Source organism: Myceligenerans xiligouense, assembly GCF_003814695.1.
Classification (GTDB): domain Bacteria; phylum Actinomycetota; class Actinomycetes; order Actinomycetales; family Cellulomonadaceae; genus Myceligenerans; species Myceligenerans xiligouense.
Genome location: NZ_RKQZ01000001.1, coordinates 2,635,491 through 2,659,262, shown reverse-complemented (window position 1 = coordinate 2,659,262; position 23,772 = coordinate 2,635,491). Strand labels below are relative to the sequence as shown.

Here is a 23,772-nt window from a genome sequence, read left to right as displayed (position 1 = left end):
GGCCGTCCTGGTCGCATGTGTCCGGTTCAGCGGACGCCGATCCGGTTCGGAAGGAGTTGCAGGGCGTCACGGGAAGCAGTGTCGTTCGGCGTGTAGACCTCGAGCCGGTGATCGGTCGACTCGGGTTGGAGCCACACCTGGTAATCGATGTCGAGCGCGCCCAGCGTGGGGTGGGACAGGAGCATGGTGCCGACGGTGCAGTCCGCGACGTCGCCCTCGGTCCACAGGGCGGCGAACTCGTCGCTCTTCATCGTGAGTTCACCGATCAGCTCGGCGAGCCGTGCGTCGCGCGGATAGCGGCCGGACGTCAGCCGCAGGTAGGCGACGTGCGCCCGCGCGAGCTCGTCCCAGTTGCGGTACAGGTCCCGCGTGAGGGGGTCGAGGAAGAACGCCCGCGGGACGGACGGGCGTCGGTCGGCCTCGTTCGGTGCCGCGAACGGGGTGTGCTCGGACAGCAGCTCATGGCCCGATCGGTTCCACGCGAGGACGTCACCACGCCTCCCGAGCACGACGGCCGGGATCGTTTCCTGGAGCGACTCGAAGAGCGCCAGGACACGGGTGTGCGGGTACTCGGGGTCCGGCCGCACCATGCGGCTGGAGCCTCCCGTCGTGGCGAGGTTGAACAGGTGGGTGCGTTCGGCGTCGTCGAGCCGCATCGCGCAGGCCAGGGAATCCAGGACCTGCGGGGAGGCCGTCCCCGTCTGGTCCTGTTCGATCCTCGTGTAGTAGCCGACGCTGACGCCGGAGAGCCGGGCGAGTTCTTCACGTCTCAGGCCCGGCACGCGGCGGGGCGCGCCTCCCGGATCGAGACCCAGCATCTCCGGACTCGTCCTGTCCCGCCGAGTCTTGAGGAAGCTTCCCAGGCTTTCGACCTTCATGATGCCGACGCTATCTCGGGACGGCTCGCCGGCGGAGGGCCGAGGGTGACCCTCCCAGGGGCACCCAGGGCCGTCGTCGGCTCGAGGGCGCTCGCGAGGGCTTCCACGCACAACCGGGCCAGGATGCGGTCGCCGTCGAGCGTGAGCACGGATTCCGGGTGGAACTGCACGGACGCGAGGCCCGGGCCGCGCAGGGCATGCACCTCGCCGCTGTCAGGGTCGCGGGACACCTCGATCCGGCCGTGCGTCCGGGACTCGAGGTGGTCGGTCGGGGAGACCGCGGAGAACGAGTTGTAGAAGCCGACGCGCACGTGCTCGTCGAAGAGCTGGATCGAACGCTGCACGCCCTGGTTCGGCCGGCGGCGGCGCGAGACCCGCAGGCCGAGCTCCTGGCTCAGTACCTGGTGGCTCAGGCAGACGGCCAGGAAGGGTCGGCGGCCCGTCAGGAGCCGCGACACCTCGGATCGCAGGTGGCGCATCTTGGGGGAGGTGGGGTCCCCGGGATCCCCGGGCCCGGGACCGAGCACGACGAGGTCGTGCCCGCTGGGTGGGGGCGGTTCGTCGAAGCGCCGGACCACGACCGTCGCACCGGTGGCGCGGAGCTGGTGAACCATCATGGCGGTGAAGGTGTCCTCCGCGTCGACCATCAGGACCCGGCGGCCCGTCAGATCGGGGGACGTGGTCGACCCGCGCCCCGGGGAGCCGGCACGGGACCGGAGCCAGAAGCCGGCCAGCCCGTCGTTCCGGTCCTCGAGTGCCGACCTGACGTCGGGGTGCGCGGCGAACGCGCGGTGGACGGGGGCGCGCAGCGCCGCGACGATCCCCTCGGCCTTGGCCCGCGTCTCCGCGATCTCGGCTTCCGGCCTGGATTCCCGCACGATCGTCGCCCCGACGGCGAGGGCGAGTCTCCCCGTGGAGTCGATGTCGGCGGTGCGGATGAGGATCGCGGAGTCCATCGTGCGCCGGCCGGCCGCGTCGCGTCCGATGAGAGCCGCCACCCCGCTGTAGTAGCCACGTCCCTCGGGTTCGTAGCGGCTGATGACGCGGCAGGCGTTCTCCAGTGGGCTGCCGGTCACCGTCGGGGCGAACAGGGTCTCGCGGAGGATGTCGCGCGGGTCGCGGGAGGTGCGTCCCTCGATGAAGTACTCCGTGTGGGCGACGGCCGCCATCTCCTTGAGATGGGGCCCGGTGACCCGGCCGCCGTCGTCGCAGATGCGGGCCATCATCTTCAGTTCCTCGTCGAGCACCATCGCGAGCTCCTCGGACTCCTTGCGGTCTGCGAGGAAGTCCATGACGCCGGGGAGGTCGGGACCGTTCGGGGGGTATCGGTAGGTTCCGCTGATGGGGTTCATCACGGCGATGCCGTCCCGGAGGCTGACGTGGCGTTCGGGACTCGCACCGACGAGGATGCGCTCGCCGGTGTATGCCAGGAAGGTCCAGTGCGAGCCCTGTTCGCTCTCCAGGATCCGGCGGAACAGCGTGAGCGCACCGGACAGGGGTGAACCGCCGATCTCTGCCCCGAACGTCCGGCGCAGGACGAAGTTCGCCCCCTGACCGGTGGCGATCTCCTCCTCGACGACCCGGCGTACCCGGTCGCCGTACGCGGCGTCGTCGGGTTCGAAGGTCTCGCCGTTCAGCTCGATGGGCGCGTCCGGGACACGTTCGAGCACCTCTCCCAGCGGGACTTCCTGGTCGGCGGTGACTGCCAGGGCCACCAGCGGGGTGGCGTCGTCGGGACTGCTGAACCCGCGCTCGTGGAGTTGGCGGTAGGGCACCAGTGCCAGGACGTCGTGCACGGCTCCGGAAGGGCCTCCAGGTCGCCGAGGCGAGTCCGCGCCCTCCGGCGGGAGTGCGATGTCCCCGAGCAGTGCGGGGCGCGAGACGTCACCGACGAGCACGTCGACGACGTGCCGTCGGCCCGCCCCCGGCCGGTGCAGGAGGGCGAAGGGTGGGGGGTCCTCGTGCAGCACGAGGTCCAGCAGGTCCGCGCTCACGGGAGCACCTCCCGTGCGGGCAGAACGGTCGCGCACCGGGCGGCGGCGTACGCAAGTGCCTGGCGGTGCTCCTCGGGGGAGAAGTCCGCGGTCGCGTCCCCGACGACGATCGTCTCGATGTCGTGGGAGAACGACTCGACGGCCGTCGCGAGGATCCCCACGTGCGCGTAGACACCGCACACGACGAGCTGGTCGCGACCGGTGGCCCGGATACGCTCCAGCAGGTCGGTGCCGAGGAACGCGCTGTAGCGCCACTTGGTGAGCATCCAGGCGCCCTGCGCCGGTGCGAGATCGTCGACGATGGCGCGTTCGGAGGGGGAGCGTCGCATCCCCGGTCCCCAGAACTCCTTGAGCAGCCCACGCTGCTGCGCGGTCATGCTGCCCGGTTGGGCGGTGTAGGCGATCGGCACGCCCTGGGCGGCGGCGCGGTCACGCAGCAGCGCGACGTTCCGGATCAGTGGGAGGCGCAGACTCTCGGGAAAGGGATCGAGGAAGTAGCGCTGCATGTCGTGGATCAGGAGGACCGCACGGTCGGGACGAGCCGTCCAGCGGGCGGTGTTGGCGGGGAGGTCCGCTGCCTCGGGCAGGGTGTACTCGGCGATCTGAGGTATGCCGGCCATGGCCCTTCTCCGTCGGGGAAGTGGGTGCTGACCTGTAGTTTGGTCAGCTTGTCGGAGATGCCCCAATAAACCGGATACGAGTTTGTCAAGTCGTCGAAGGGCCCGCTGCGCCGGCCCTCGGGAATTGACTTCGTCCCTCCCACATGGTCTGTACTGGGTGACATGGTCGGGCCAGCCGAGGAGAAGGAGTGATCATTCGCACTGCAGGGACGGTCCTGCTGGGGACGGGATTCGTGGCACTCGCCACAGCCGCTTTCCTCCGGGATCCGACGGCGTTGGACGCCAACATCGGCGCCGGCGTGCTCACGCTGGTGGGCACCCCGCTCGGCGCGCTCGGTCTGGCGATGACGATCGGGGCCGCCCTGTTCGAGGCGTGGCGCCGTGGTCGACGCGGTCCGGACCGCGCTGAACGAGCCATCCGCGACGAGGTGTGAGAGATGGCTCGTGTGGATCGGGGAACACGCTGATCCTCCGCGCCGGAGCTTCCGGAGGTTGAACGACACCGGCTACTTCGGGGTTGAGAACCCGGCGTCGACGGACCGGCAGCGTGCCCTGCGCGTAGCGCGCACACGAGGACGTCTTTATGCTCCCGGCGTTCGCGTGTCGCTCTCGCAGCGGTGACGGTGACGAGACATCCGCCTGAATCACCACGGCTGGGGTGACCGCCCGGGCGGAGAGTGTCCGGTGCGCCTTCCTCGTGTCTCGGCGGGCCGGCCCAGCAGGCCCGCGATCGCCGCAGGGGTGACGAACGGCGTCGTGATCACCCCCACGACGCCCAACACCGCGAAGAGCACCTCCCCATGGCCCCATGGGAAGACGCCGACCTGCCGTACGACCTGGGGGTCCTCGGGCAGGTGGATCACGTCGATCGGATCGCCGTACCGTGGCGCGCCGGCCCATCGACTGATCTCCGCCTCCTGTGCGGCGACCCACACCGTCAGTCGCTCCTGCCGGTTGCCCGCCCACTCCGAGCTGAGGACCTCGGCCCGAGCCGTCACGCCGCGCTCGTCGAGGGCAATGAGATCGCGGACCTCGGCCGCCGTGATGCCGACTCCGAGCACCGCGAACGTGATCGGCAGGAAGGCGAAGATCATGAGGGCCTTCCACACGCCCTGCTCTCGTGCCGCACGACCGACCCCGCGCCAGACGGCCGGCCCCCACGAGAGGGAGCGGCTCCACGGCCGTCGTCCGACACGGCCGGACGATACTTCCGGAGCCGCACGAGGTCGCCACGCAGGGTCACGAACCCGGCGCACCAGCAGCGCGAGGGTAGGCGGAACGACGACGGAAACCAGCCAGAGGGCGCCGATCTCGAGGAGCGCCACCACGGCGATCCACGCGTCGACCACGGGTGCGTCCGTCGCGACGACCCGGCCCGGGTTCGCCGGGTCGTACACGACCTCCAGCGCATCCCCCACCTCGGTGCCACGAGGCCAGTGGCTCACGCGGGTGAGCACCGAGGGGTTGTCGTCCGGGCTGATGGCCATCGTGCGTGGTCCCTGCCGCCCGCCACCTTCCAGCGCGAAGACCTCCGCCGACGTCCGCACGCCGTGATCCTCGAGGATCACGAAGGTGCGGAAGTGCTCCACCGACAACCACGTCGGAACCGCCGCGATCGCCAGCACCAGGAGCATCAACCCGATGAGGCCTCGCGTACTGCGATCACGGTTGTGCTCGGCGAATCTGTCGAACCAGGACCCGGTCGAGGGATCACGCGTGGAGCCACTCATGGTGGGCGTGAGCATACTCGCCGGCGGTTCCGGAGCGGCCGGCCGCTCCGGAACACGCGGGGGTGTCAGCGAACGGTGGCGCGTGCGGCGGCGTCGATGATGTCGGCGACCGCGGCCGGCCGGGACACGGACACGGCGTGGGACGCGTCGATCTCGGTGGTGTGCGATCCGGCGCGCTCGGCCATGAAGCGCATGGAGTCGGCGGGGATGGCGAGGTCCTGGGTCGTGATGAGGGCCCAGCTCGGGATGGTCCGCCACGCGGCCTTCGTGGCCTTGTCCTCCAGCGCGGCGGCGGCGATCGGCCGCTGGGTGGCGGCCATCAGGGCGGTCACGTCGGGTTCGACGTCGGCCGCGAAGACCCGGCGGAACTCGCCGGGCTCGATGTAGAGGTCGGAGCCGATGCTGCCGTCGTCCGCGGGGAACGGGCGGGGGGCCAGTGCGGGCCCGAGCTCGCCTCCGGGGTACTTCGCGGCGAGCTCGCCGGTGCTCTCGCCGGCGTCGAGGTGGAAGCTGGCGATGTAGACCAGGGCCGTCACGTTCGCGGCGCCGTCGGCGGCCTCGCCCATCACGGAGCCGCCGTAGGAGTGGCCGGCGACGACCACCGGGCCGTCGATGCTGTCGATCACGCTGCGCAGGTAGGCGGCGTCCTGCGCCAGGCCGCGCAGCGGGTTGGCCACGGCGACGGATCGGTAGCCGCGCCTGTCGAGGTCCGCGATGACGCCGTTCCAGCTGGCGGACTCGGCGAACGCACCGTGGACGAGGACCACGGTCGGGAGGGTGTTGGTGGGGGTTGCGTTGCTCATGATCGTTCCTGTCGGGTGTCGGAGCACTGCTGGTGTCAGCAGGATGCAATATATTGCACGCGGTCGTCAAGGTGCGACGGCTTGCGTTTATTCCCGGCGGGAGACCAATATATTGGATGCCCATCCCGCAGAACGCCCCGCTCATCAACCGCCGACTCCTCCGGGACGACGTCTACCACCGACTTCGCGACGCCATCGTCGACGGGACCTTCGCTCCCGGTGAGCAGTTGCGCGACGTGGACCTCGCCGCCTGGCTCGGTGTCAGCCGCACTCCCGTCCGGGAAGCGCTGCTGCGCCTGGCGGAGGCCGGGCTGGTCGCCGCGCAGCCGGGGCGTTCCACCACCGTCACCTCGCTGACCGAGCGCGGCGTCCGCGAGGCGCGCGACGTCGTGGCGGCGATGCACCAGCTGGCCGTTCGCGAGGCTGTCGCCGGCCTCACCGAGGCCGACCTCGACACGATGCGCGCGGCCAACGCCCGGTTCCGCGCGGCGATCGCGGACGCGGACGTCGAGGCGGCGCTCGCGGCCGACGACGAACTGCACGCCGTCCCGGTCGCCGTCGCCGCCAACAGGGCGCTGAGCACCGTGCTCGACCAGTTCACCCCGGTCCTCCGGCGTGCCGAACGCCTCCGCTTCTCCTCGCTGAACGCCAGTGCGTCGGCGGACCGGCACGACGAACTCATCCGAGCCTGCGCGGAGCGGGATGTCGCGCGCGCCGAACGGATCGCCTTCGGCACCTGGAGCACTCTCCCGCCGGTCGAGTGACCTGTGGGCCGGCAAGGCGCGGTCCGCAGGGGATGACCCGGCGCCGGTGAAGGTGCCCTTGCTCCCGACCGTGGCATGTAATATATTGCGTATCGTTAGCGGTGCGGCGCGGAGCTGCCGGAGCCAGGACGAGGAGAACCGATGGACCCGATCATGCCCTTCGGCATACCGCTGTGGGCCGAGCTCGCCGCGGTCGGCCTCGGTGCGCTCCAGGGTGCCCTCTTCGCCGGCAGGTTCACCGACCGGCGCATCGACGTGCTCGGTGTGGTGCTCATCGGCATCGGGGTCGCCCTCGGTGGCAGTCTCCTGCGCGACCTGCTCCTCGGTGAGCCGCCGGTGGTCATCTACGGTGCCTGGTACGTGCTCGTGGCCGCGATCACCGCCCTTCTCGGCCTGTGCCTGCAGCGCCTCTTCGCCCGCCTCGACCCGCTCGTCATCGCGCTCGACGCCGTCACGATCGGGCTCTTCGGGGCGATCGGCGCCTCGAAGGCTCTGGCGCTCGGCGTTCCGGGAGTCCCGGCGGTGTTCGTGGGCGCCGCCGCAGCGGTCGGCGGCTCGGTCCTGCGCGACGTCACGCTCAACCTGCCGGTCGCACTGCTGCACGTGGGGTCCCTCTACGCGATCGCCGCTGCGGCGGGGGCCGCGCTGCTCGTCGTGCTCGTGGCGGCAGGCGGACCCGTCTTCTGGGCCGCGGTGGCATGTGTCGGCCTCACGACCGTCATGCGGCTCCTCGCCGTGCGCTTCAGGTGGAGCATGTCCGAGCAGCAGGCTCTGGTCGTGCGCCGGCGTCAACGGCGTCCGGCCGGAACGACCTCGACCGCGTGAGCATCCCCTGCCCGGTGCCCGTTCGCCGGTGAGACCGACCAGTTCGACGACGAGGAGAACTCATGGCCCTGTCCGACTTCCCGCGCCACCCCCTGACCTTCGGGCCGAGCCCGGTCCACCCGATGCCGCGGCTCACCGCCCACCTCGGAGGTGCCGAGATCTGGGCCAAGCGCGAGGACTGCAACGCGGGCCTGGCCTACGGCGGCAACAAGACCCGCAAGCTGGAGTACCTGGTGCCCGACGCGCTCGCGCAGGGTGCGGACACCCTGGTGTCGATCGGCGGGTACCAGTCCAACCACACGCGCCAGGTCGCGGCCGTGGCCGCCTCCCTGGGCCTCCGGGCGGTGCTGGTGCAGGAGAACTGGGTCGACTGGCCCGACACCGTCGCCGACCGGGTCGGCAACATCATGCTGAGCCGGATCATGGGCGCCGAGGTGCGGCTCGACCCCGCCGGATTCGGCATCGGATTCAAGGACTCCTGGGCCCGCGCGATCGAGGACGTGCGGGAGCGTGGCGGCACGCCCTATGCGATCCCGGCGGGTGCCTCCGACCACCGGCTGGGCGGACTCGGGTTCGCGCGCTGGGCCTACGAGGTCCAGGAGCAGGAGCGTGACCTGGGCGTCTTCTTCGACACCGTCGTCGTCTGCGCGGTCACCGGGTCCACGCTGGCGGGCATGATCGCCGGGTTCGCCGCGCTCGAGGAAGCCGGCGGGCGCACGCGCCGGGTGATCGGTATCGACGCCAGCGCGAAGCTCGACGAGACACGCGACCAGGTGGCCCGGATCGCGCGCGCGACGGCGGAGCTCATCGGCGTCGGAAGGCCGCTGCGGGACGACGAGATCACCGTGCTGCCGGGGTGGGCCGGGGACGAGTACGGCATCCCCGTCGAGTCGACCCTGGAGGCGATCCGGCTGACCGGCCGCCTGGAGGGCGTGATCATCGATCCGGTCTACGAGGGCAAGTCGATGGCGGGCCTGGTCGACCTCGTGACCGGCGGCGAGATCCCCGCCGGCAGCAGGGTGCTCTACGCCCACCTGGGAGGTCAGCCGGCGTTGAACGCCTACAGCGGTCTCTTCACGCAGGACCAGGCCGGTTCGCCGGGCCGGTGAGCGTCGGGGAACGGTGGTCTTGTCGCTCCGTACGAGGATGCGGCCGCCCCGCGCTCGCTCCGGCCACGTCCGGGTGGTGAGCGGCGGCAGCTTCTGGAAGCGTGGCTGTCAGGACGGCTGACGAATGGAGGACTGATACCCATGGTCGGGTTCATCATCGCGGGTCTGGTCATCGGTGCCCTCGCGCGGCTCATCAAGCCGGGCAAGCAGAACCTCGGGCTGATCGCCACGCTCCTGCTCGGGCTCGTCGGTTCGGTGATCGGCGGCGTCGTCGCCAACCTGCTCGGCACGGGGGACATCTTCGAGCTGAACGTGCTGGGCTTCATCGTGGCGGTGATCGCGGCGGTCCTGCTGATCGGCGTGGCGGAAGGGCTGGCGGGCCGTCGCAAGGGAGCCGGCTGACGCGCGAGCCCATCCGCCGATCGGACGCCGGGTGCGTCGCGGATTCTTCGTCACTCCCGTGAGCGGGTGACCGTTCTGGTCGCCGGGGCACCTGGACGCGGGTCGCGGATTCCCAGCATGCTGACGACTCCACCCGCGACGAGCAGTGCTGCCGTCACGAGCAGCGCCCGGTGGAAGGTGAGCACGTCCAGCACGCCGCCGGTGATGACACCCGCGAGCGCGACGACCACCAGGCCGGCCACGCGCGCGACGGCGTTGTTCACCGCGGAGGCGATACCGGCGGCGTCGGACGGCACGGCACCGAGGATGGCCGCGGTCAGCGGCGCGACCGTGATCGCCAGCCCGAGTCCGAACACCAGCAGCCCGGGAAGGACCTGGGTGACGTAGGCGGCGCCCGAGTCGATCGAGAGCATCAGCAGGTAGCCCGCCCCTGCCACGACCGGCCCGGCCGTCATGAACCATCGCGCACCGTGCCTGGCGGCCAGGGTGCCGAATCGTGTCGACAGGGCCAGTATCGCGACGGTCGCCGGTAGTTGCGCCACGCCCGCGGCCGTCGCGCTGTACCCGGCGACCTGCTGCAGGAACAGCGTCAGGATGAACCCGCCGAATGCCAGCGCGCCGTAGACGGCCACCGTCGCCAGGTTGCCCCAGGCGAAGTTCCGGGCGGCGAACAGGTGCAGGGGCAGCATCGGGTCCTGCGCCCGCCGTTCCCACCACAGGAACGCCGCGAGGAGGGCCGCCCCCGCCGCGAGCATCCACCACATGGCCTCGATCAGCCCGAACACGGTGGTGGCGAGCCCGACGGCGGCCAGCACGGCGCCCGGCACGTCGATGTGCCGTCCCTTCGCGGCGTCCGGCGTCGGAACACCCCGGAGCAGCGCCAAGGTCACGAGCACCACGGGGAGATTGATCCAGAACACCCAGCGCCAGGAGATCAGGTCGACGAGCCCGCCACCGATGAACGGGCCCAGGATCATCGCGGTCGCGGTCCATGCCGTCCATCGCCCGATGGCGCGGCCCTGCGCCTCGCCTTCGAAGGCCGAGATGATCAGCGCGAGCGAACTCGGTACGAGCAGTGCGCCCGCCACGCCCTGCAGTGCCCGGGCGAGCACCAGCACGGGTCCCGTCGGCGCCAGCGCGCACAGGACGGACGCGACGGCGAAGCCTCCGAGCCCGATCGCCAGCACCCGACGGCGGCCGTACACGTCCGACAAGGACCCCGCGACCAGGATGAGCGAGCCGAGGGTGATGAGGTACGCGTCGACCACCCACTGCTGCAGCGCCAGTCCTGCGGCGCCGGGGCCGCCGAGTTCGCGGGCGATCGCGGGCAGCGCGACGTTGACGACCGTGCCGTCGAGGAACGAGACGAACGACGCCAGGATGGCCACGACGAGTACTCGCCGCTGCTCGACGGTGGGGCTGGTGTGCACGTTATCGCTCCTCGGTACACGGTGCTGCGGCTGATGGCGGGGTGGGTCCACCCTCCAGTATCGGCGGGCCCGGCCGCATCCAGGAGGCGACCAGGGCCGCGGGGTACGGTCGTCGTTCGTGAAGACGATCAGCCTGCTCGCGGAGCCCGGTGCCCGCGTGGACCTCGTGGTCAACGCCGGTGCGCGCAGCGGCGCGGCCGCTCTGGCGAGGGTCCGGGAGGAGTTCGCCGCCGGTGGCGTCCGGGACCTGCGGACGTACGAGGTGACGTCGGGGGGCGGGCTCGCCGCGGTGCTGGACCGCGTCGTGGCGGAACCGCCGCGGCTGCTGGTCGTGGGTGGCGGTGACGGAACGGTCAACGCGGCCGCGGCCCGGGTCGCGGGGACGACGACGGTGCTGGGCGTGCTTCCGCTGGGTACGGCCAACGACTTCGCGCGCACGCTGGAGCTGTCGTCGGACCCGGCCGTGGCCGCCCGCGAGATGCTCGGCGGGAAGGTCGTGGACCTCGACGTCGGGCGGGCGAACGGGAACGCCTACCTGAACGTCGCCTCGTTCGGCCTGTCGGTGGAGGTCACACGCCGCCTGTCGCCCCGCCTCAAGCGTTTCCTCGGGCCCGCGGCCTACGCGGTGGCGACGCTGCGCGCGTTCCGGCACCACCGGCCGTTCGCGGCCCGGCTGGAGTTCCCCGACGGCGACCAGGAGACGCTGGACCTCGACGAGCTGCTGCAGGTCGCCGTCGGGAGCGGGAGGCACTACGGCGGCGGCAACGCCGTGTCCCCGACGGCGTCGGCCGACGACGGCCTGCTGGACGTGTACGCCGTCGTCAAGGGCGGGCTGCGCGACCACCTGTCCATCGCGCGGCTGCTCCGGGACGGCAGCCAGGTCGAGCACGAGCGGGTGCGGCACATCGTGACCACTGCCGTCGACGTCGTCACGACCGCGCCGATGCGGGTCAACCTGGACGGCGAGCTGGCGGCCACGACACCGGCGGCGTTCCGGGTCGACCGCAACGCGCTGCATGTGGCGGTGCCGGCCCGGAGCCGGGCGGGGCGGCTCGACGGCGGGACGTGAGTCCCGGGACCGCTCGACCGACGGCCGTCAGCGGTTCGCGGTGGCGGCCACCGTGTCGCGTGAGCGGGCGCCGAGTGTCCCGGAGAAGAGGACGGTGCGGCGTCGGGTGAGGAAGCGGGGGAGCGCCGTGGCCAGCGCGTTGCCGCGGCCCGAGACGACACTGGGCCGCCGGTTGCCGCGGTCCAGCGAGCGCAGGCCCGCCGCGACGACCTCCTCGGGGGTCTGGTAGCTGCCGTGGTAGGCGCCGCCTGCGAGATCATCGAAGAACTCGGTGCGGGTCAGCCCGGGGGCGAGGGACAGCACGCGCAGGCCGCTGGGCCGCGACTCGTACCAGAGTGCCTCGGTGAAGCTCAGGACGAAGGCCTTGCAGGCCGAGTAGACGGCCATGTCGGGCCCGGGCGCGTAGGCGGCCATGCTCGCGACGTTGACCAGGATGCCGCGTCCTGACTGGCGGAGCGGCTCGATGAAGGCGCGCGTGATGTCGACGAGGTTCGCGACGTCGACGGCGATCTCGTCCTGGAGGCGGTCGGGGTCCTCCTCGTGGAACGGCCCGTCGGTGCCGAAGCCGGCGTTGTTGACCAGGCCGGTCACGGCGAGCCCGCGGGCCGCGACCTCACCGGCGAGGGTCTGTCCGGCGTCGCGCCGGCTGAGGTCGAGGGCGATCGGGGTGGCGCGCACGCCGTGGTCGCGTTCGAGCTCGCTCGCGAGCTGCCGCAGGCGGTCGAGACGCCGGGCGACCAGGATCACGTCGGAGCCGCGTGTCGCGAGAGCCCGTGCGAAGGCGGCGCCGATTCCGGAGCTGGCGCCGGTGACGATGGTGGACTGGGAGGAGAAGTCGATTCCGGCCATGCTGCACTCTAGGCGGCGATGTGCACCGAGTGCAAGTCATGGCACGGAGGGTAAGATGTGGCACTGTGGGTAAGGTGTCACACCGAGGGTAGGATCGTCGTATGGAGTCGAAGCCCGAGACCCTGCGCGAGCGAACGCGCCGGGCCGTGCACGCCGAGATCACGGACACGGCCCTCCGTCTGTTCGCGGAACAGGGCTTCGAGGCGACCACCGTCGATCAGATCGCGGCCGCCGCCGGAATCTCCCGGCGGTCGTTCTTCCACTACTTCGGGAGCAAGGAGGACGTCGTCCTCGGTGACCTCGAGGCGCTCGGGCTCCGGGTGCGCGACGCGCTCGAGGCGCGCCCGGAGACGGAGACGGCGTGGGAGGCGCTCCGCGAGGCGCTCAAGAGCCTCCGGGCTCCGGGCACCGGTGCCGTCACCCCGTTGCAGATCGCCGACATGTACGCCGACGCGCCGTCGCTCCGCGCGAGGCACCTCGAGAAGCACCTCCGCTGGCAGGAACTGCTCGCTCCCGACGTCGAACGCCGTCTCGGCATCTCGCCCGGCGACACCGCCGACCCGCGTGCCCGGGCGGTCATCGCCGCGGCGCTCGCCTGCCTCGACACGGCCGTCGAGGCCTGGCGCCAGTCGGGCGGCGCCGCCGACCCCGTGGAGCTGTTCGACCAGGCCGTCGCCGCCGTCCGCGCCTGAGGCGTCAGCCGGTGACCTGCCCGGCCGCGGCGGGGTCGGCGGCCGGGGCGCCGCCGGCGGCGTCGTAGGGCGTCCACGGGGGTTCGCGGAGGGCGGGGCAGTGTTCCGGGGTCGGATGGTGCGCGATCTCGATCATGCGGTCGAGGGCGTCGCGCGTGGCGGCGAGGTCGGCCATGGTGGCTGAGATCCGATCGCGTTCGGCCGCCATCAGCTCGAAGGTCTCGGGGGAGCCCTGCCCGGCATCGATGCCGGGCAGGAGCTTCAGGATGGTACGGCTCGGCAGGCCGGCCGTCAGGAGCTGCTGGATCAGCCGAACGCGCTCCACGGCCGATGCGGGGTAGGTGCGCTGGCCGCTGGGGGTGCGATCCGGGGCGAGCAGACCCCGTTCCTCGTAGTAGCGCAGCGCTCTCGTGCTGACGCCCGCCTGGCGCGCGATGTCACCGATCCGCATCCGCGTTCTCCTCCGGTCCCGGCCCTCGCGAGCCTCGACTTGCCCTTGACGTCAACGTCAACTCTTACCGTAGCCGACGCAGGGGCAGCAACGGTCTCACCAGGCCCGAGAACACGCGCACAAGGAGCAGGCATCCCATGAACATCGCCGACCAGATCGCCCTCGTCACCGGATCCAACCGCGGCATCGGCCGACAGTTCGTCCTCGAACTGCTCGAGCGCGGAGTGAGCAAGGTGTACGCGACCGCCCGGCGCCCCGAGACCCTCGGCTTCGACGACAGCCGGGTCGTGCCGCTGCGGCTCGACCTGCTCGACCACGGGTCCGTCGTCGCGGCCGCGGACAGCGCGCGTGACGTGACGCTTCTCGTCAACAACGCCGGCATCGCGACCGGCGCCCCGCTCGTCACGGGCGATCTCGCCGAGGTGCGCCGCGAGATGGACACGCACCTGTGGGGCACGCTCGACGTGATCCGCGAGTTCAGCCCCGTTCTCGCGGCGAACGGCGGCGGCGCGGTCGTGAACGTGCTGTCCGCGCTGTCGTGGTTCGCCGCGCCGGGCACCGGCTCGTACTCGGCCGCCAAGGCCGCCGAGTGGAACATGACCAACGGTGTGCGCCTCGAGCTGGCGAACCAGGGAACGCTGGTCCAGGGTGTCCTCCTCGGTGCCGCCGACACCGACATCGCGGCCGCCTACGACGGGCCGAAGATCGACCCCCGTGACGTCCCGCGCCGGTCGCTCGACGGTCTGGCGAACGGGTCGATCGAGGTGGTCGTGGACGACTGGACCGCCATGGTGAAGGCCTCCCTCGCCGGTGACCCCGCTCCGTTCTACGAGAAGATCACGGAACTGCTCGCCGCCGGCTGAGCGGCTTTCCTGCGGATCGGCACCCGGCGGCTCGCGGGCGGTCCCGGCGCCACGGGGCGTGGTGCCGGGACCGGCGCCGGATCCGGGCGCTGGGCCTCAGCTCTCCGGGTGGTGGGCGGCGACGTCAAGGATCCAGGTGATGCCGAAGCGGTCGGTCAGCATGCCGAACGCCGGAGCCCACTGCGCCGGCCCGTACGGCTCGACGACCGTCGCGCCGTCGGCCAGCTTCTCCCAGTGCTTTCCCACCTCCTCGACGTCGTCGCCTCGGACCGACACGAAGAACGGCTCGGTCGTGACCGTCATACCGTTCTCCCGCTGGGTCGACCGTCCGGCCCCGGACCTCTCGCCGGAAGCGAGGCCGTCACCCGCCGAGCTCGGCACGTCGTAGGCCATCACGTGGAAGCCGTTGCCGGAGACGACCTGGCCCCAGACGACGTAGCCCGCGTCGGGCAGGTCCGCCGGCATGCCGAAGTCGCCGTAGGTGATGATCGTCGTCGTGCCGCCGAAAACCTCCCCGTAGAACTCCAGGGCCGCTCGGGCCTCGCCGTGGAAGTTGAGGTGGGTCACCGTGTTCACAGCCATGTCGTGCACTCCTTGTCGTGGATCGCCCGGGGAACCCCGGACACGTTGAACGGTGACAGCAGTACAGGACAGTGATCGTCCGCTTCCTGGGGCAGGATCGAGATCATGCCCACCAGTTCCGCATCCGCCACCTCGCGCCGCCTCCTGTCGCTCCTGTCTCTCCTGCAAGCACGCCGTGACTGGCCGGGCGGCCTGCTCGCGGAGCGCCTCGAGGTCAGCGAACGAACCGTGCGCCGGGACGTCGACCGGCTGCGCGGACTCGGGTACCCGATCCGCGCGATCAAGGGGCCCGACGGCGGATACCGGCTGGACGCCGGGAGCAACCTGCCCCCTCTCCTGTTCGACGACGAGCAGGCGGTCGCCCTGGCGGTCGCACTGCGGGTCGCCGTCACCACCGGCGCGGCGATCGACGAGGCCGCGGCCCGGGCGCTGGTCACGGTACGGCAGGTCATGCCGGCCCGGTTGCGCGCTCGCGTCGACGCGCTCGAGGCGACCGCGGCGGTCCCGGCCGACCGCCCTGAGGTCGACGCCGAGGTACTGCTCGCGATCGGTGCCGCCATCCGCGCCAACGAGGAACTGCGCTTCGACTACGCCGGTGCCGATGGAGGCGACGGCAGGGGCCAGGACATCGCGCCGCCACGACAGGTGCAGCCCCACCACCTGCTCGCCCGCGCGGGTCGGTGGTACCTGGTCGCCTGGAGTCCGCGGCACGAGGACTGGCGTGTCCACCGCGTCGACCGCATGACGCTCCGTGTGCCCAACGGGCCCCGGTTCACACCCCGTGAGCTGCCCGGAGGCGACGCCGGTGCCTTCCTGTCGGCACGGTTCAAGGGCTCGCGCGACGCCGGCACCTGGCCGTGCACGGGCGAGGTGATCATCGAGCTGCCGGCCTCCCGCGTCGCGCCGTTCGCCGGTGACGGCATCGTGCAGGACCTCGGCCCCACGCGGTGCCGGCTCCGTGCCGGGTCCTGGTCCTGGGCAGGGCTCGCGGCCCACCTCGCGCGCTACGACGCCGACGTGACCGTCGTCGACCCGCCCCGGCTTCGCGCCGCCTTCGCCGACCTCGCGCGACGCGCCGAGCGCGCGGCCCGGCCGGCGTCCTCGGTGTGACGGCGGTCGGCGTCTCGCGCGCGGAGGTGCGGACGGCGCCGATGACAGGAGAGCTCGGGGCCGGCAGGCGTCGGACCCGGTGGCTCGAGCCGGTGCCGCGCCTCCCGGGCGGCGAGCACGCTTAAACGTATCAGCGGCCGCAATGTCTCGGTTGTGCGGTTTATCGTGATGATCGTCGGCGAGCCTCCTGGGGTCCGGTAGCGGCAGGCGCCGGCATCGACCCACCAACAGCGGGAGGGGACATGGCAGCACATCGAGACCGATCCGAGGAGGCGGCGTCGCCGTCACTGAGCAGGCGGGCGGTACTGGCGGCCGGCGTCGCACTGCCGGCACTGGCGGCGGCGAGGCCGGCGGCGGCACAGGCCACGGTGGTCGTGGAGCCGTCGGTGGTCCAGCAGACGATCCAGGGCTTCGGCGGCATGAACCACACGGCGTGGATCAGCGACCTCACCGCCGCCCAGCGGGAGACGGCGTTCGGCAACGGCGAGGGGCAGCTGGGCTTCACCGTGCTCCGCATTCCCGTGCACGAGGACCGGGCCAACTGGAGCGGTGAGGTCGCGACCGCGCGGCGCGCGAGCGAGCTGGGGGCGAAGGTGTTCGCCTCCCCGTGGAATCCGCCGTCGTCCATGACCGAGACGTTCTCCGGCGGCAGGCGCCTGCGCCACGACATGTACGGCGCCTACGCGCAGCACCTGAACGACTTCGCCTCGTTCATGCAGGACAACGGCGTACCCCTGTACGGCATCTCGGTGCAGAACGAACCGGACTACGCGCACGACTGGACGGCGTGGACCCCGAGCGAGATCGTGCGCTTCCTCCGCGAGAACGCCGGATCGATCAACACCCGGGTCATCGCGCCGGAGTCGTTCCAGTACCGCAAGAACCTCTCGGACCCCATCCTCGACGACCCGCAGGCGCTCGCCAACGTGGACATCCTCGGGGCCCATCTCTACGGCACCCAGAACTCCGAGTTCCCCTACCCGCTCTTCCAGCAGAAGGGCGGAGGGAAGGAGCTGTGGATGACGGAGGTCTACCACCCCAACAGCAGCGACTCGGCGGACCTGTGGCCGCACGCCCTCGACGTCGGCGAGCACATCCACCGCTCCCTGCTGTACGGCCGGTTCCAGACCTACGTGTGGTGGTACATCCGCCGCTCCTACGGTCCGATGCGAGAGGACGGGCAGATCAGCAAGCGCGGAGCCAACATGGCGCACTTCTCGAAGTGGGTCCGTCCCGGCTCCTCGCGGATCACCGCGACCGCGAACCCGCAGTCGAACGTCTTCATCACCGCGTTCAAGAGCGGGTCCCGGGTCGTCATCGTCGCGGTCAACAAGAACGACTCGCCCGTCTACCACCCGTACGAGATCCGCGACGCCGGTTCCGCGACGATCTCCACCTGGCTGACCGACGCGAACCGGACCTTGGCGCACTACAACACGTTCACCATGTCGAACGGGTCGTTCGGCGCGCAGCTACCTGCCCGCAGCATCCGGACCTTCGTCGTGGGCTGACCGGGGTCCGAGCGCCGCGGCGCACCGCGGGACGCCGTGCGCCGCGGGCGGGTGGGTGTGGCGCCCCCAGGACCCTCCCGGCCTGGCCGGCGCGGGTCCGGCCCCGCACCATGGTGGCACCAGCCGTCGTGACGATGTCGACGGTACGAACCGGATGGAGCGGCCATGAGCGGCGTGACGAGGGGATCCGGTCCGGCGACCGGATCCGGTCGGGCGACGAGCGGTTCCCGGGCGGCGCCCGGCGGCGACCTCGTCGTCACCGACGCGGTAGTCCACGTGACGCCCTCGCGGACGGTCCGGGGCGACCTGTGGGTGTCCGACGGGCGCATCACGCACGTCGGCCCGTCCGCGGGCGGGCCGCGCCCGGCGGATGCCGAACCGGTCCCGGTCGGCGGTGCGTCGGTGGTGCCCCTGTTCGTGGACAGCGCGGTGCGGGCCCTGCCGGACGGGCGCCGGGACACGTTCGACCTCGCGCCGGGCAACCCGGCGACCTTCGCGGTCGTCGGCGGGCCGGTGGGCGAGGGGCGCATCCGCCGGATGCTCGTCGTCCAGCCGCGCGACCTGCTCGCCGTCGTCGTGTCCGGGTGCGTGGAGGTGTGGCGAGGCGAGCCGGCCCGGCCGTCCGCCGGCGTCTCCGAGGCCGACGGCGTGCGCTGGCACGGCGCATGGCACGACGCGGACCGGGACATGACCCAGTACCTGCTTCCCGGTGGCCGGTACACCGAGACACGCAGCGGGCGCCCGGATGCCTGGACCGGCAGCTACTGGGTGCGCGACGACCGCATCACCTACCTCGACGACACCGGGTTCTGGGCATTCGGGCAGCTCGTCGACGGCGTCCTGCATCACGCGGGCTTCGTGCTGCGGCGTCCGCCGCTCTGACGGCGAGAGGCTCAGGGACGTTCGTGCGCGGCCAGGCGCTCGGCAGTCTCGGCCAGCTCCGCGACCGCGGCGGATCGCGCGCCGGCACGCCAGGCGAGCAGGGTCGTCACGGCCGGGGCGTCGACCACGGGCACCGCGACGTGCTCCGGCCACTGCCACGCCCGGCTGGACGCCGGGATGACGAGGAGCGTCCGCCCGAGAGCGACGAGCTGGGCGAGCTGGGACTGGCTGCGCACCTCGGGCCCGGGGCCCGGCGGGTAGGTGTGGTCGTGGCGGGGCCAACGGGCGATGGGCAGGCCGGGGACGTCGCTCACCTCGGCCGTCGTCAGGCTGGTACGGCGGGCGAGCGGGTGCGACGACGGCACGATCGCGACCTGCCCCTCGGTGAGGATCGCGGTGCTGTCGAGGTCCGTCATCACGTCGAACGGCACGTGCATGAGCGCCACGTCGGCCCGCCCGTCGCGCAGCAGCCGTGCCTGCTCACCGATCTCGCACAGCAGCACCTCGATCCGCACGGTCGACGGGCCCGCCTCGTGGGCGTCGAGGAGCTTCTTCAGGAGTTCGTGCGAGGCCCCCGCCTTGGTGGCGAGCACCAGCACGGGCTCCGGTGACGCGGCGCGGCGGGTTCGGCGGGCGACCGCGTCGACGGCGTCGAGCGCGAGCCGGGACTCGGCCAGCATGGTACGGCCCGCCGGGGTCAGCGAGACCCCCTGACGACCACGGTCCAGGAGCACGACGCCCAGGCCGCGCTCCAGCTTCTGGATGGCCCGGGACAGCGGCGGCTGAGCCATGTTCAGGCGTTCGGCCGCCCGTCCGAAGTGGAGCTCTTCCGCCACCGCGACGAAGTATCTCAGCTCCCGGGTCTCCAGTGCCTCCACGGTCCCAGGCTACCGGGCGATACCGGCCGGGTATCACGCGTGATCGAGCGGGTCTTGGACGAGCCGCCCGTCAGGGCCGCAGGCTTGCCGTACCGGCAGAGCGCGGCCCTTCGCGCCGCCTCGTCCCTCTCGTGAAAGGCCATGACGTTGACCACTCATCCCCTCCCCGGCGGAACCTGGACCCTGGGTGACCTGACCGTCACGCGATTCGGCTACGGCGCCATGCAGCTGGCGGGCCCGGGCGTGATGGGGCCGCCCCCTGACCGCGACGGAGCTCTCGCCGTCCTCCGCGAGGCCGTCGACCTCGGGATCACGCACCTCGACACCGCCGACGCCTACGGGCCGCACGTCACCAACGAGCTGATCCGCGAGGCGCTGCACCCGTACCCCGGTTCGCTGCACGTCGCCACGAAGGTCGGAGCCCACCGTGACGACCAGGGCGGATGGCCTCCCGCCCGCCGCCCCGACCAGCTCCGCCGCGCCGTCGACGAGAACCTCGAGCGGCTCGGGCTCGACGTGCTCGACCTGGTGCACCTGCGCCTCGGCGACGCGACGGGACCGCGGCCGGGCTCCCTGGCCGAGGCCTTCGAGACGCTCGCCGACCTGCGGCGGCAGGGACTCATCCGGCACCTCGGCGTCAGCAACGCGACACCGGAACAGGTGGCCGAGGCGCAGACGATCGCCCCCGTCGTGAGCGTGCAGAACCTGTACAACCTCGCCCACCGCGACGACGACCCGCTCATCGACCGGCTCGCCGCCGAGGGCATCGCCTACGTCCCCTACTTCCCGCTCGGCGGGTTCAGCCCGTTGCAGTCCGCCGCGCTCACCTCGGTGGCGGCCCGCCTGAACTCCACACCGATCTCCGTGGCGCTGGCCTGGCTGCTGCGCCGGTCGCCCAACATCCTCCTGATCCCGGGCACGTCGTCCGTGCGGCACCTGCGGGAGAACGTCGCGGGCGCCCGGCTGCAGCTCGGCACCGAGGACCTCGCCGAACTGGACAGGATCGGGGCACCCGCCGCACCGTGACGTGGCCTGCCGGTGGGGGCCGGGTGGGGCACACTGACGGAGTGACGTCGCAGAGCACCGCCGATCCGGACGCCGGCGACCCGGTTCCCACCTGGCTGCGCACCGGAGCCGGCTGGTCGTGGCGGCTCATCGTGCTGCTGGCCGCCGTCGCGGCCGTGTTCTGGCTCACCGCACAGGTGCAGCTCGTCTTCGTCGCGATCTTCCTCGCCCTGGTCTTCACCGCCGTGCTCAACCCGCTGACGGACCTCTACGAGCGCGCCATGCCGCGCCCGCTCGCCACCGGTCTGGCGATCCTCAGCGGCGTCGTCCTCGTCGGCGGCCTGCTCGCCTACGTGGTCGCGTCCGTGGCCGGGCAGTGGGAGCGGCTCGCACTCCAGTTCAGCAGCGGTGTCGACCAGCTCGTCGACCTGGCCGAGTCCCTGCCCGGCCCCTTCGAGGTGGAGCTCGCCCAGCGCAGCCAGTGGCTCGGCGACGTGTCCGGCTGGGTGCGCGAGAACAGCGAGGAGGTCGCCGCGCGCGCCGCCGAGGGTGCCGGCTCCGTCGTCGAGGCGTTCGCCGCGCTGGCACTCGCGATCTTCCTCACCGTGTTCTTCCTCGCGTCGGGCGCCACGATGTGGCGCTGGTTCCTCGCCCAGCTCCCCGCCGTCCACCGCGGGCACTGGCGCGGGGCCGCGGCCGCCGGCTGGTACACCTTCTCCGGCTACACGCGCGGCACCGTCATCATCGCCATCACCAACGGCATCCTCGCGGGCATCCTCCTCGCCGTGCTCGGCGTGCCGCTGTCCGCCCCGCTCGCCGTCCTGGTGTTCATCGGCACGTTCATCCCCATCATCGGCGCCCCGCTCGCCATGATCATCGCCGCCGTCGTCGCCCTCGCCGCCCAGGGCCCCCTCACCGCGCTCGTCGTCACCCTCGGCATCGCCGGCATCGGCCAGCTCGAGGGACACGTGCTGCAACCCCTCATCATGGGCAGGCAGGTCTCCCTGCACCCGGTCGTGGTCGCTCTCGCGGTCACGAGCGGGACGCTGGTCGGCGGCGTGCTGGGCGCGGTCGTCGCGGTGCCGCTCGTCGCGGTCGCGTGGGCGGTCTTCTCCGCGATGCGGGGGCGCCCGGAGGGCGAGGGCGGTGACGACGCCGACGACGGCGAGGACGCGCCGCCGGGGCCGGCCGCGGAGGGCCGGGACGACGCGTCCGGGACCTCGGGCCCGCGGCCGCCGTCGGACACTCCGCGGGTGCATACCGAGACATGAATGTGCAGGTCAGTGCGTCTGTCTGTGGCAGGGTATGCGCGTGGAACCCTTCGTCCTCGCCAACGAGACCGTCCGGCTGTCCCTCCCCACCGAGGACGACGTCGACACCATCATGGCTGCCTGCCAGGACCCGGACATCTCGGACTGGACCGTTGTACCGTCGCCCTATCTGCGGGCGGACGCCGAACTCTTCGTGAGGCGGTTCGTGCCCGACGGCTGGGCGCGCGGCAGCGAGTTCAACTGGGCGGTGCGCGAGCCCGGCGACACGGACGGGCCGCTGCTCGGCATGGTCGGCCTGCACTTCGAGGGCCGCGCGGGCGCGCCCGACGAGGAGCGGTCCGCGGAGATCGGGTTCTGGACCGCCCCCGACGCGCGCGGCAAGGGGTTCGCGACCGAGGCCTCGCGGCTCGTCGTGGACTGGGGCTTCGACCCGGAAGGGCTGGGACTGGCGGTGATCACCTGGGTGGCGTACGTCGGGAACTGGGGGTCGCGCCGCGTGGCGTGGAACCTCGGGTTCCGGGTCGAGGGCACGCTGCGCCGGTACGGCCTGCAGCGCGGGAAGCGGCGGGACGCCTGGATGGGCACGCTGCTCCCGGAGGACCCGCGGGAGCCCAACGAGGAGTGGACGGGGCCCTGAGGCCCGCCCAGCCGGGCGCCCGGGCCCCGGCGAGGCCCGGTCAGGGCAGCCGCACGCGTCCCGCGCGCATCTTGGCCAGGGAGTACTTCTCGAAGGCGACCTTGGCCAGGTGGTTCTGCGGGCCGGGGATCATGACGGCCGCGTTGCGGGGCGGGAGCATGTGGTCGGCGAACATCGCGACGCCGTTGTTGCCGGCGTCCATGATGCACAGGGCCGGGATGCGGGCGAACTCCTTGCGTGTGGCGGGTTCGGTGCCGTGGACCTGGTCCGCGATGTTCTTCGCGGCGACGTGCGCCTGCTGTTCGGTCGGGAACCCGGTCTTCGGGATGCCCGTCGGGATGGCGGTGGTCCACGGCACGGGGACGGCCGCGGCGATGCCGACGGCGTAGACGTCGTCCCAGTGGTGGGTCTGGTACGTGGGGCGTACGGGCACGTACCCGCCGGCGTCGACGAGGCCGGGCGTCCTGGCCAGGAAGTCCTGACCACGGAAGGGCGGGACGACCATGGCGAACTTGTAGGGCAGCTCGCGGTCGTCGGTGAGCACGAGGGCGTCGGGCCGGATCTCGCGCATCGCCTGGCCGGTGCGGACCGTGATGCCTTCCTTGCGGGCGAACATGCGCATCAGGGTCTTCGCGCCGGGCATGCCGTCGATCCCGAAGTGGCCGGCGTAGGGCTCGGCGGTGACGTAGGTGAGCTTGACCTTCCCGTGCAGGCCCGCCCGTCGCAGCTGGTAAGAGGTGTTGAACAGGAACTCGTAGGCGGCGCCGAAGCAGCTCGCGCCCTGGGTCGCGCCGATGATCACGTCGCCGGGGTCGTCCAGGAAGCGCCGCCAGGCGTCGGCGGTGCGCTCGGCCGCGGCGAGCGTGGTGATCGTGGGGGTCTCGCGCATGCCGGGGACGACGTCGAGGTCGTTGCGGTAGCCGGTCGCGATGACGAGGTAGTCGTAGTCGAAGTCGCCCTCGCTCGTCTCGACCCGGTGCTCGTCGGGGTCGACGGAGGCGGCGGTGCCGTGCACGAACCGCACGCCGTGCCGCTCGAGCGTCGGGGCGATCGGGAACGTGATGTCGGTGCGCCCGCGCCGACCGAACGGCAGCCAGATCAGGGACGGGTTGAACACGAAGCGGTCGGCGGCGGACACGACGGTGACGTCCGCGTCGGCGCCGAGACGGGACTTCACCGAGAGCGCGGCGGTCAGGCCGGCGAAGCTCCCGCCGAGGACCAGGATGCGAGCGGGCATGTCATCGACTCCTTCGACAGGGTTGGTGTGTCCACGATGCGTCCTCGGCGAGGGGTGCCGCAGCGGGCGTCGGTCCCGATCGGGAGGGACTTTGGTCACCCGTCCGCCACCGGCCGCACGACGCGACGCGCGTCGATATCCTGGCCACGACCGCCGGGCCGACATGGCGCGGCCCCCGTG

Annotated in this window: 25 protein-coding genes; 14 read left to right on the top strand and 11 right to left on the bottom strand. The window is 71.9% G+C overall.

The genetic code is table 11. The annotated features are described in order from the left end of the window. Window positions 1-26: 26 nt before the first annotated feature. Genes EDD34_RS11560 through EDD34_RS11550 form a run of 3 tightly spaced genes read right to left on the bottom strand, consistent with a single transcriptional unit; the run spans window position 27 to window position 3,492 of the window. A complete protein-coding gene (locus EDD34_RS11560) occupies window positions 27-878 on the bottom strand; it encodes a helix-turn-helix transcriptional regulator (RefSeq protein ID WP_123814705.1) in 852 nt (283 codons plus the stop codon). Then, a complete protein-coding gene (locus EDD34_RS11555; protein ID WP_123814704.1) occupies window positions 875-2,872 on the bottom strand; it encodes an anthranilate synthase family protein in 1,998 nt (665 codons plus the stop codon). Before EDD34_RS11555 ends, EDD34_RS11560 begins: the two co-directional genes overlap by 4 nt. Further along, complete coding sequence (locus EDD34_RS11550; protein ID WP_123814703.1) at window positions 2,869-3,492, bottom strand: isochorismatase family protein; 624 nt, start codon at window positions 3,490-3,492, stop codon at window positions 2,869-2,871. Before EDD34_RS11550 ends, EDD34_RS11555 begins: the two co-directional genes overlap by 4 nt. 188 nt (window positions 3,493-3,680) lie before the next feature. On the opposite strand from EDD34_RS11550, the gene EDD34_RS11545 reads away from it, so the two are divergent. Next, on the top strand, window positions 3,681-3,926 hold the full coding sequence (locus tag EDD34_RS11545) for a hypothetical protein (RefSeq protein WP_123814702.1): 246 nt from the start codon (window positions 3,681-3,683) through the stop codon (window positions 3,924-3,926). Window positions 3,927-4,136: 210 nt separating this feature from the next. Here EDD34_RS11545 and EDD34_RS11540 read toward each other — a convergent pair whose 3' ends face one another. Together EDD34_RS11540 and EDD34_RS11535 are read right to left on the bottom strand one after the other, a co-directional pair. Further along, entirely contained in the window at window positions 4,137-5,222 is a 1,086-nt protein-coding gene (locus tag EDD34_RS11540; protein ID WP_123814701.1) for a DUF3592 domain-containing protein, read from the bottom strand. A gap of 65 nt (window positions 5,223-5,287) precedes the next feature. Next, the gene (locus EDD34_RS11535) at window positions 5,288-6,025 is read right to left on the bottom strand and encodes an alpha/beta fold hydrolase (RefSeq protein WP_123814700.1); all 738 of its coding nucleotides are present in this window, start codon (window positions 6,023-6,025) and stop codon (window positions 5,288-5,290) included. A 116-nt stretch (window positions 6,026-6,141) separates the two neighbouring features. Here EDD34_RS11535 and EDD34_RS11530 point away from each other — a divergent pair, with 116 nt between their 5' ends. The 4 genes from EDD34_RS11530 (at window position 6,142) to EDD34_RS11515 (ending at window position 9,125) form a co-directional block, all read left to right on the top strand. After that, a complete protein-coding gene (locus EDD34_RS11530; protein ID WP_123814699.1) occupies window positions 6,142-6,789 on the top strand; it encodes a GntR family transcriptional regulator in 648 nt (215 codons plus the stop codon). Between the two features lie 141 nt (window positions 6,790-6,930). Further along, the gene (locus tag EDD34_RS11525; RefSeq protein WP_123814698.1) at window positions 6,931-7,614 is read left to right on the top strand and encodes a trimeric intracellular cation channel family protein; all 684 of its coding nucleotides are present in this window, start codon (window positions 6,931-6,933) and stop codon (window positions 7,612-7,614) included. Between the two features lie 62 nt (window positions 7,615-7,676). Continuing rightward, a complete protein-coding gene (locus EDD34_RS11520) occupies window positions 7,677-8,723 on the top strand; it encodes a 1-aminocyclopropane-1-carboxylate deaminase (protein WP_123814697.1) in 1,047 nt (348 codons plus the stop codon). Between the two features lie 141 nt (window positions 8,724-8,864). Next, entirely contained in the window at window positions 8,865-9,125 is a 261-nt protein-coding gene (locus tag EDD34_RS11515) for a GlsB/YeaQ/YmgE family stress response membrane protein (protein ID WP_123814696.1), read from the top strand. A gap of 50 nt (window positions 9,126-9,175) precedes the next feature. Here EDD34_RS11515 and EDD34_RS11510 read toward each other — a convergent pair whose 3' ends face one another. Then, a complete protein-coding gene (locus EDD34_RS11510) occupies window positions 9,176-10,555 on the bottom strand; it encodes an MFS transporter (RefSeq protein WP_211341564.1) in 1,380 nt (459 codons plus the stop codon). 118 nt (window positions 10,556-10,673) lie between these two features. Between EDD34_RS11510 and EDD34_RS11505 the strand changes: the two genes are divergently transcribed. After that, window positions 10,674-11,624: a lipid kinase gene (locus EDD34_RS11505; protein ID WP_246012340.1), complete on the top strand. Its 951-nt coding sequence runs from the start codon at window positions 10,674-10,676 to the stop codon at window positions 11,622-11,624. A 27-nt stretch (window positions 11,625-11,651) separates the two neighbouring features. On the opposite strand, the gene EDD34_RS11500 is transcribed toward EDD34_RS11505, so the two are convergent. Then, the gene (locus tag EDD34_RS11500; protein WP_123814695.1) at window positions 11,652-12,473 is read right to left on the bottom strand and encodes an SDR family NAD(P)-dependent oxidoreductase; all 822 of its coding nucleotides are present in this window, start codon (window positions 12,471-12,473) and stop codon (window positions 11,652-11,654) included. Between the two features lie 101 nt (window positions 12,474-12,574). Here EDD34_RS11500 and EDD34_RS11495 point away from each other — a divergent pair, with 101 nt between their 5' ends. Continuing rightward, the gene (locus EDD34_RS11495; protein ID WP_123814694.1) at window positions 12,575-13,165 is read left to right on the top strand and encodes a TetR/AcrR family transcriptional regulator; all 591 of its coding nucleotides are present in this window, start codon (window positions 12,575-12,577) and stop codon (window positions 13,163-13,165) included. A gap of 4 nt (window positions 13,166-13,169) precedes the next feature. Here EDD34_RS11495 and EDD34_RS11490 read toward each other — a convergent pair whose 3' ends face one another. Then, window positions 13,170-13,616: a MerR family transcriptional regulator gene (locus EDD34_RS11490; RefSeq protein ID WP_123814693.1), complete on the bottom strand. Its 447-nt coding sequence runs from the start codon at window positions 13,614-13,616 to the stop codon at window positions 13,170-13,172. A 137-nt stretch (window positions 13,617-13,753) separates the two neighbouring features. Between EDD34_RS11490 and EDD34_RS11485 the strand changes: the two genes are divergently transcribed. Then, window positions 13,754-14,479 carry an SDR family oxidoreductase gene (locus tag EDD34_RS11485; RefSeq protein ID WP_123814692.1) on the top strand — a complete coding sequence of 242 codons (726 nt, stop codon included), beginning with the start codon at window positions 13,754-13,756 and terminating at the stop codon, window positions 14,477-14,479. A 96-nt stretch (window positions 14,480-14,575) separates the two neighbouring features. Here the strand turns inward: EDD34_RS11485 and EDD34_RS11480 are convergent, their stop codons facing one another. Further along, window positions 14,576-15,061, bottom strand: a complete 486-nt coding sequence (locus tag EDD34_RS11480) for a VOC family protein (RefSeq protein WP_123814691.1) — start codon at window positions 15,059-15,061, stop codon at window positions 14,576-14,578. A gap of 105 nt (window positions 15,062-15,166) precedes the next feature. On the opposite strand from EDD34_RS11480, the gene EDD34_RS11475 reads away from it, so the two are divergent. The 3 genes from EDD34_RS11475 to EDD34_RS20915 all read left to right on the top strand — a co-directional run bounded on the left by EDD34_RS11475 (window position 15,167) and on the right by EDD34_RS20915 (window position 18,564). Further along, window positions 15,167-16,171, top strand: coding sequence for a helix-turn-helix transcriptional regulator (locus EDD34_RS11475; protein WP_123814690.1), 1,005 nt, complete (start codon window positions 15,167-15,169; stop codon window positions 16,169-16,171). Between the two features lie 242 nt (window positions 16,172-16,413). Then, window positions 16,414-17,682: a glucuronoarabinoxylan endo-1,4-beta-xylanase XynC gene (xynC, locus tag EDD34_RS11470; RefSeq protein WP_123814689.1), complete on the top strand. Its 1,269-nt coding sequence runs from the start codon at window positions 16,414-16,416 to the stop codon at window positions 17,680-17,682. Window positions 17,683-17,847: 165 nt separating this feature from the next. Beyond that, window positions 17,848-18,564, top strand: a complete 717-nt coding sequence (locus EDD34_RS20915) for an Atu4866 domain-containing protein (protein WP_211341563.1) — start codon at window positions 17,848-17,850, stop codon at window positions 18,562-18,564. A gap of 11 nt (window positions 18,565-18,575) precedes the next feature. Here the strand turns inward: EDD34_RS20915 and EDD34_RS11460 are convergent, their stop codons facing one another. After that, the gene (locus EDD34_RS11460) at window positions 18,576-19,442 is read right to left on the bottom strand and encodes a LysR family transcriptional regulator (protein ID WP_123814688.1); all 867 of its coding nucleotides are present in this window, start codon (window positions 19,440-19,442) and stop codon (window positions 18,576-18,578) included. A 141-nt stretch (window positions 19,443-19,583) separates the two neighbouring features. Between EDD34_RS11460 and EDD34_RS11455 the strand changes: the two genes are divergently transcribed. The 3 genes from EDD34_RS11455 to EDD34_RS11445 are packed head-to-tail and all read left to right on the top strand — an operon-like array spanning window position 19,584 to window position 22,355. Then, complete coding sequence (locus EDD34_RS11455) at window positions 19,584-20,468, top strand: aldo/keto reductase family oxidoreductase (RefSeq protein ID WP_123814687.1); 885 nt, start codon at window positions 19,584-19,586, stop codon at window positions 20,466-20,468. Window positions 20,469-20,509: 41 nt separating this feature from the next. After that, complete coding sequence (locus tag EDD34_RS11450) at window positions 20,510-21,718, top strand: AI-2E family transporter (RefSeq protein WP_246012339.1); 1,209 nt, start codon at window positions 20,510-20,512, stop codon at window positions 21,716-21,718. A 40-nt stretch (window positions 21,719-21,758) separates the two neighbouring features. Continuing rightward, the gene (locus EDD34_RS11445) at window positions 21,759-22,355 is read left to right on the top strand and encodes a GNAT family N-acetyltransferase (RefSeq protein ID WP_246012337.1); all 597 of its coding nucleotides are present in this window, start codon (window positions 21,759-21,761) and stop codon (window positions 22,353-22,355) included. A 40-nt stretch (window positions 22,356-22,395) separates the two neighbouring features. Here the strand turns inward: EDD34_RS11445 and EDD34_RS11440 are convergent, their stop codons facing one another. Beyond that, a complete protein-coding gene (locus EDD34_RS11440) occupies window positions 22,396-23,592 on the bottom strand; it encodes an NAD(P)/FAD-dependent oxidoreductase (RefSeq protein WP_170177054.1) in 1,197 nt (398 codons plus the stop codon). Between the last annotated feature and the right edge of the window lie 180 nt (window positions 23,593-23,772).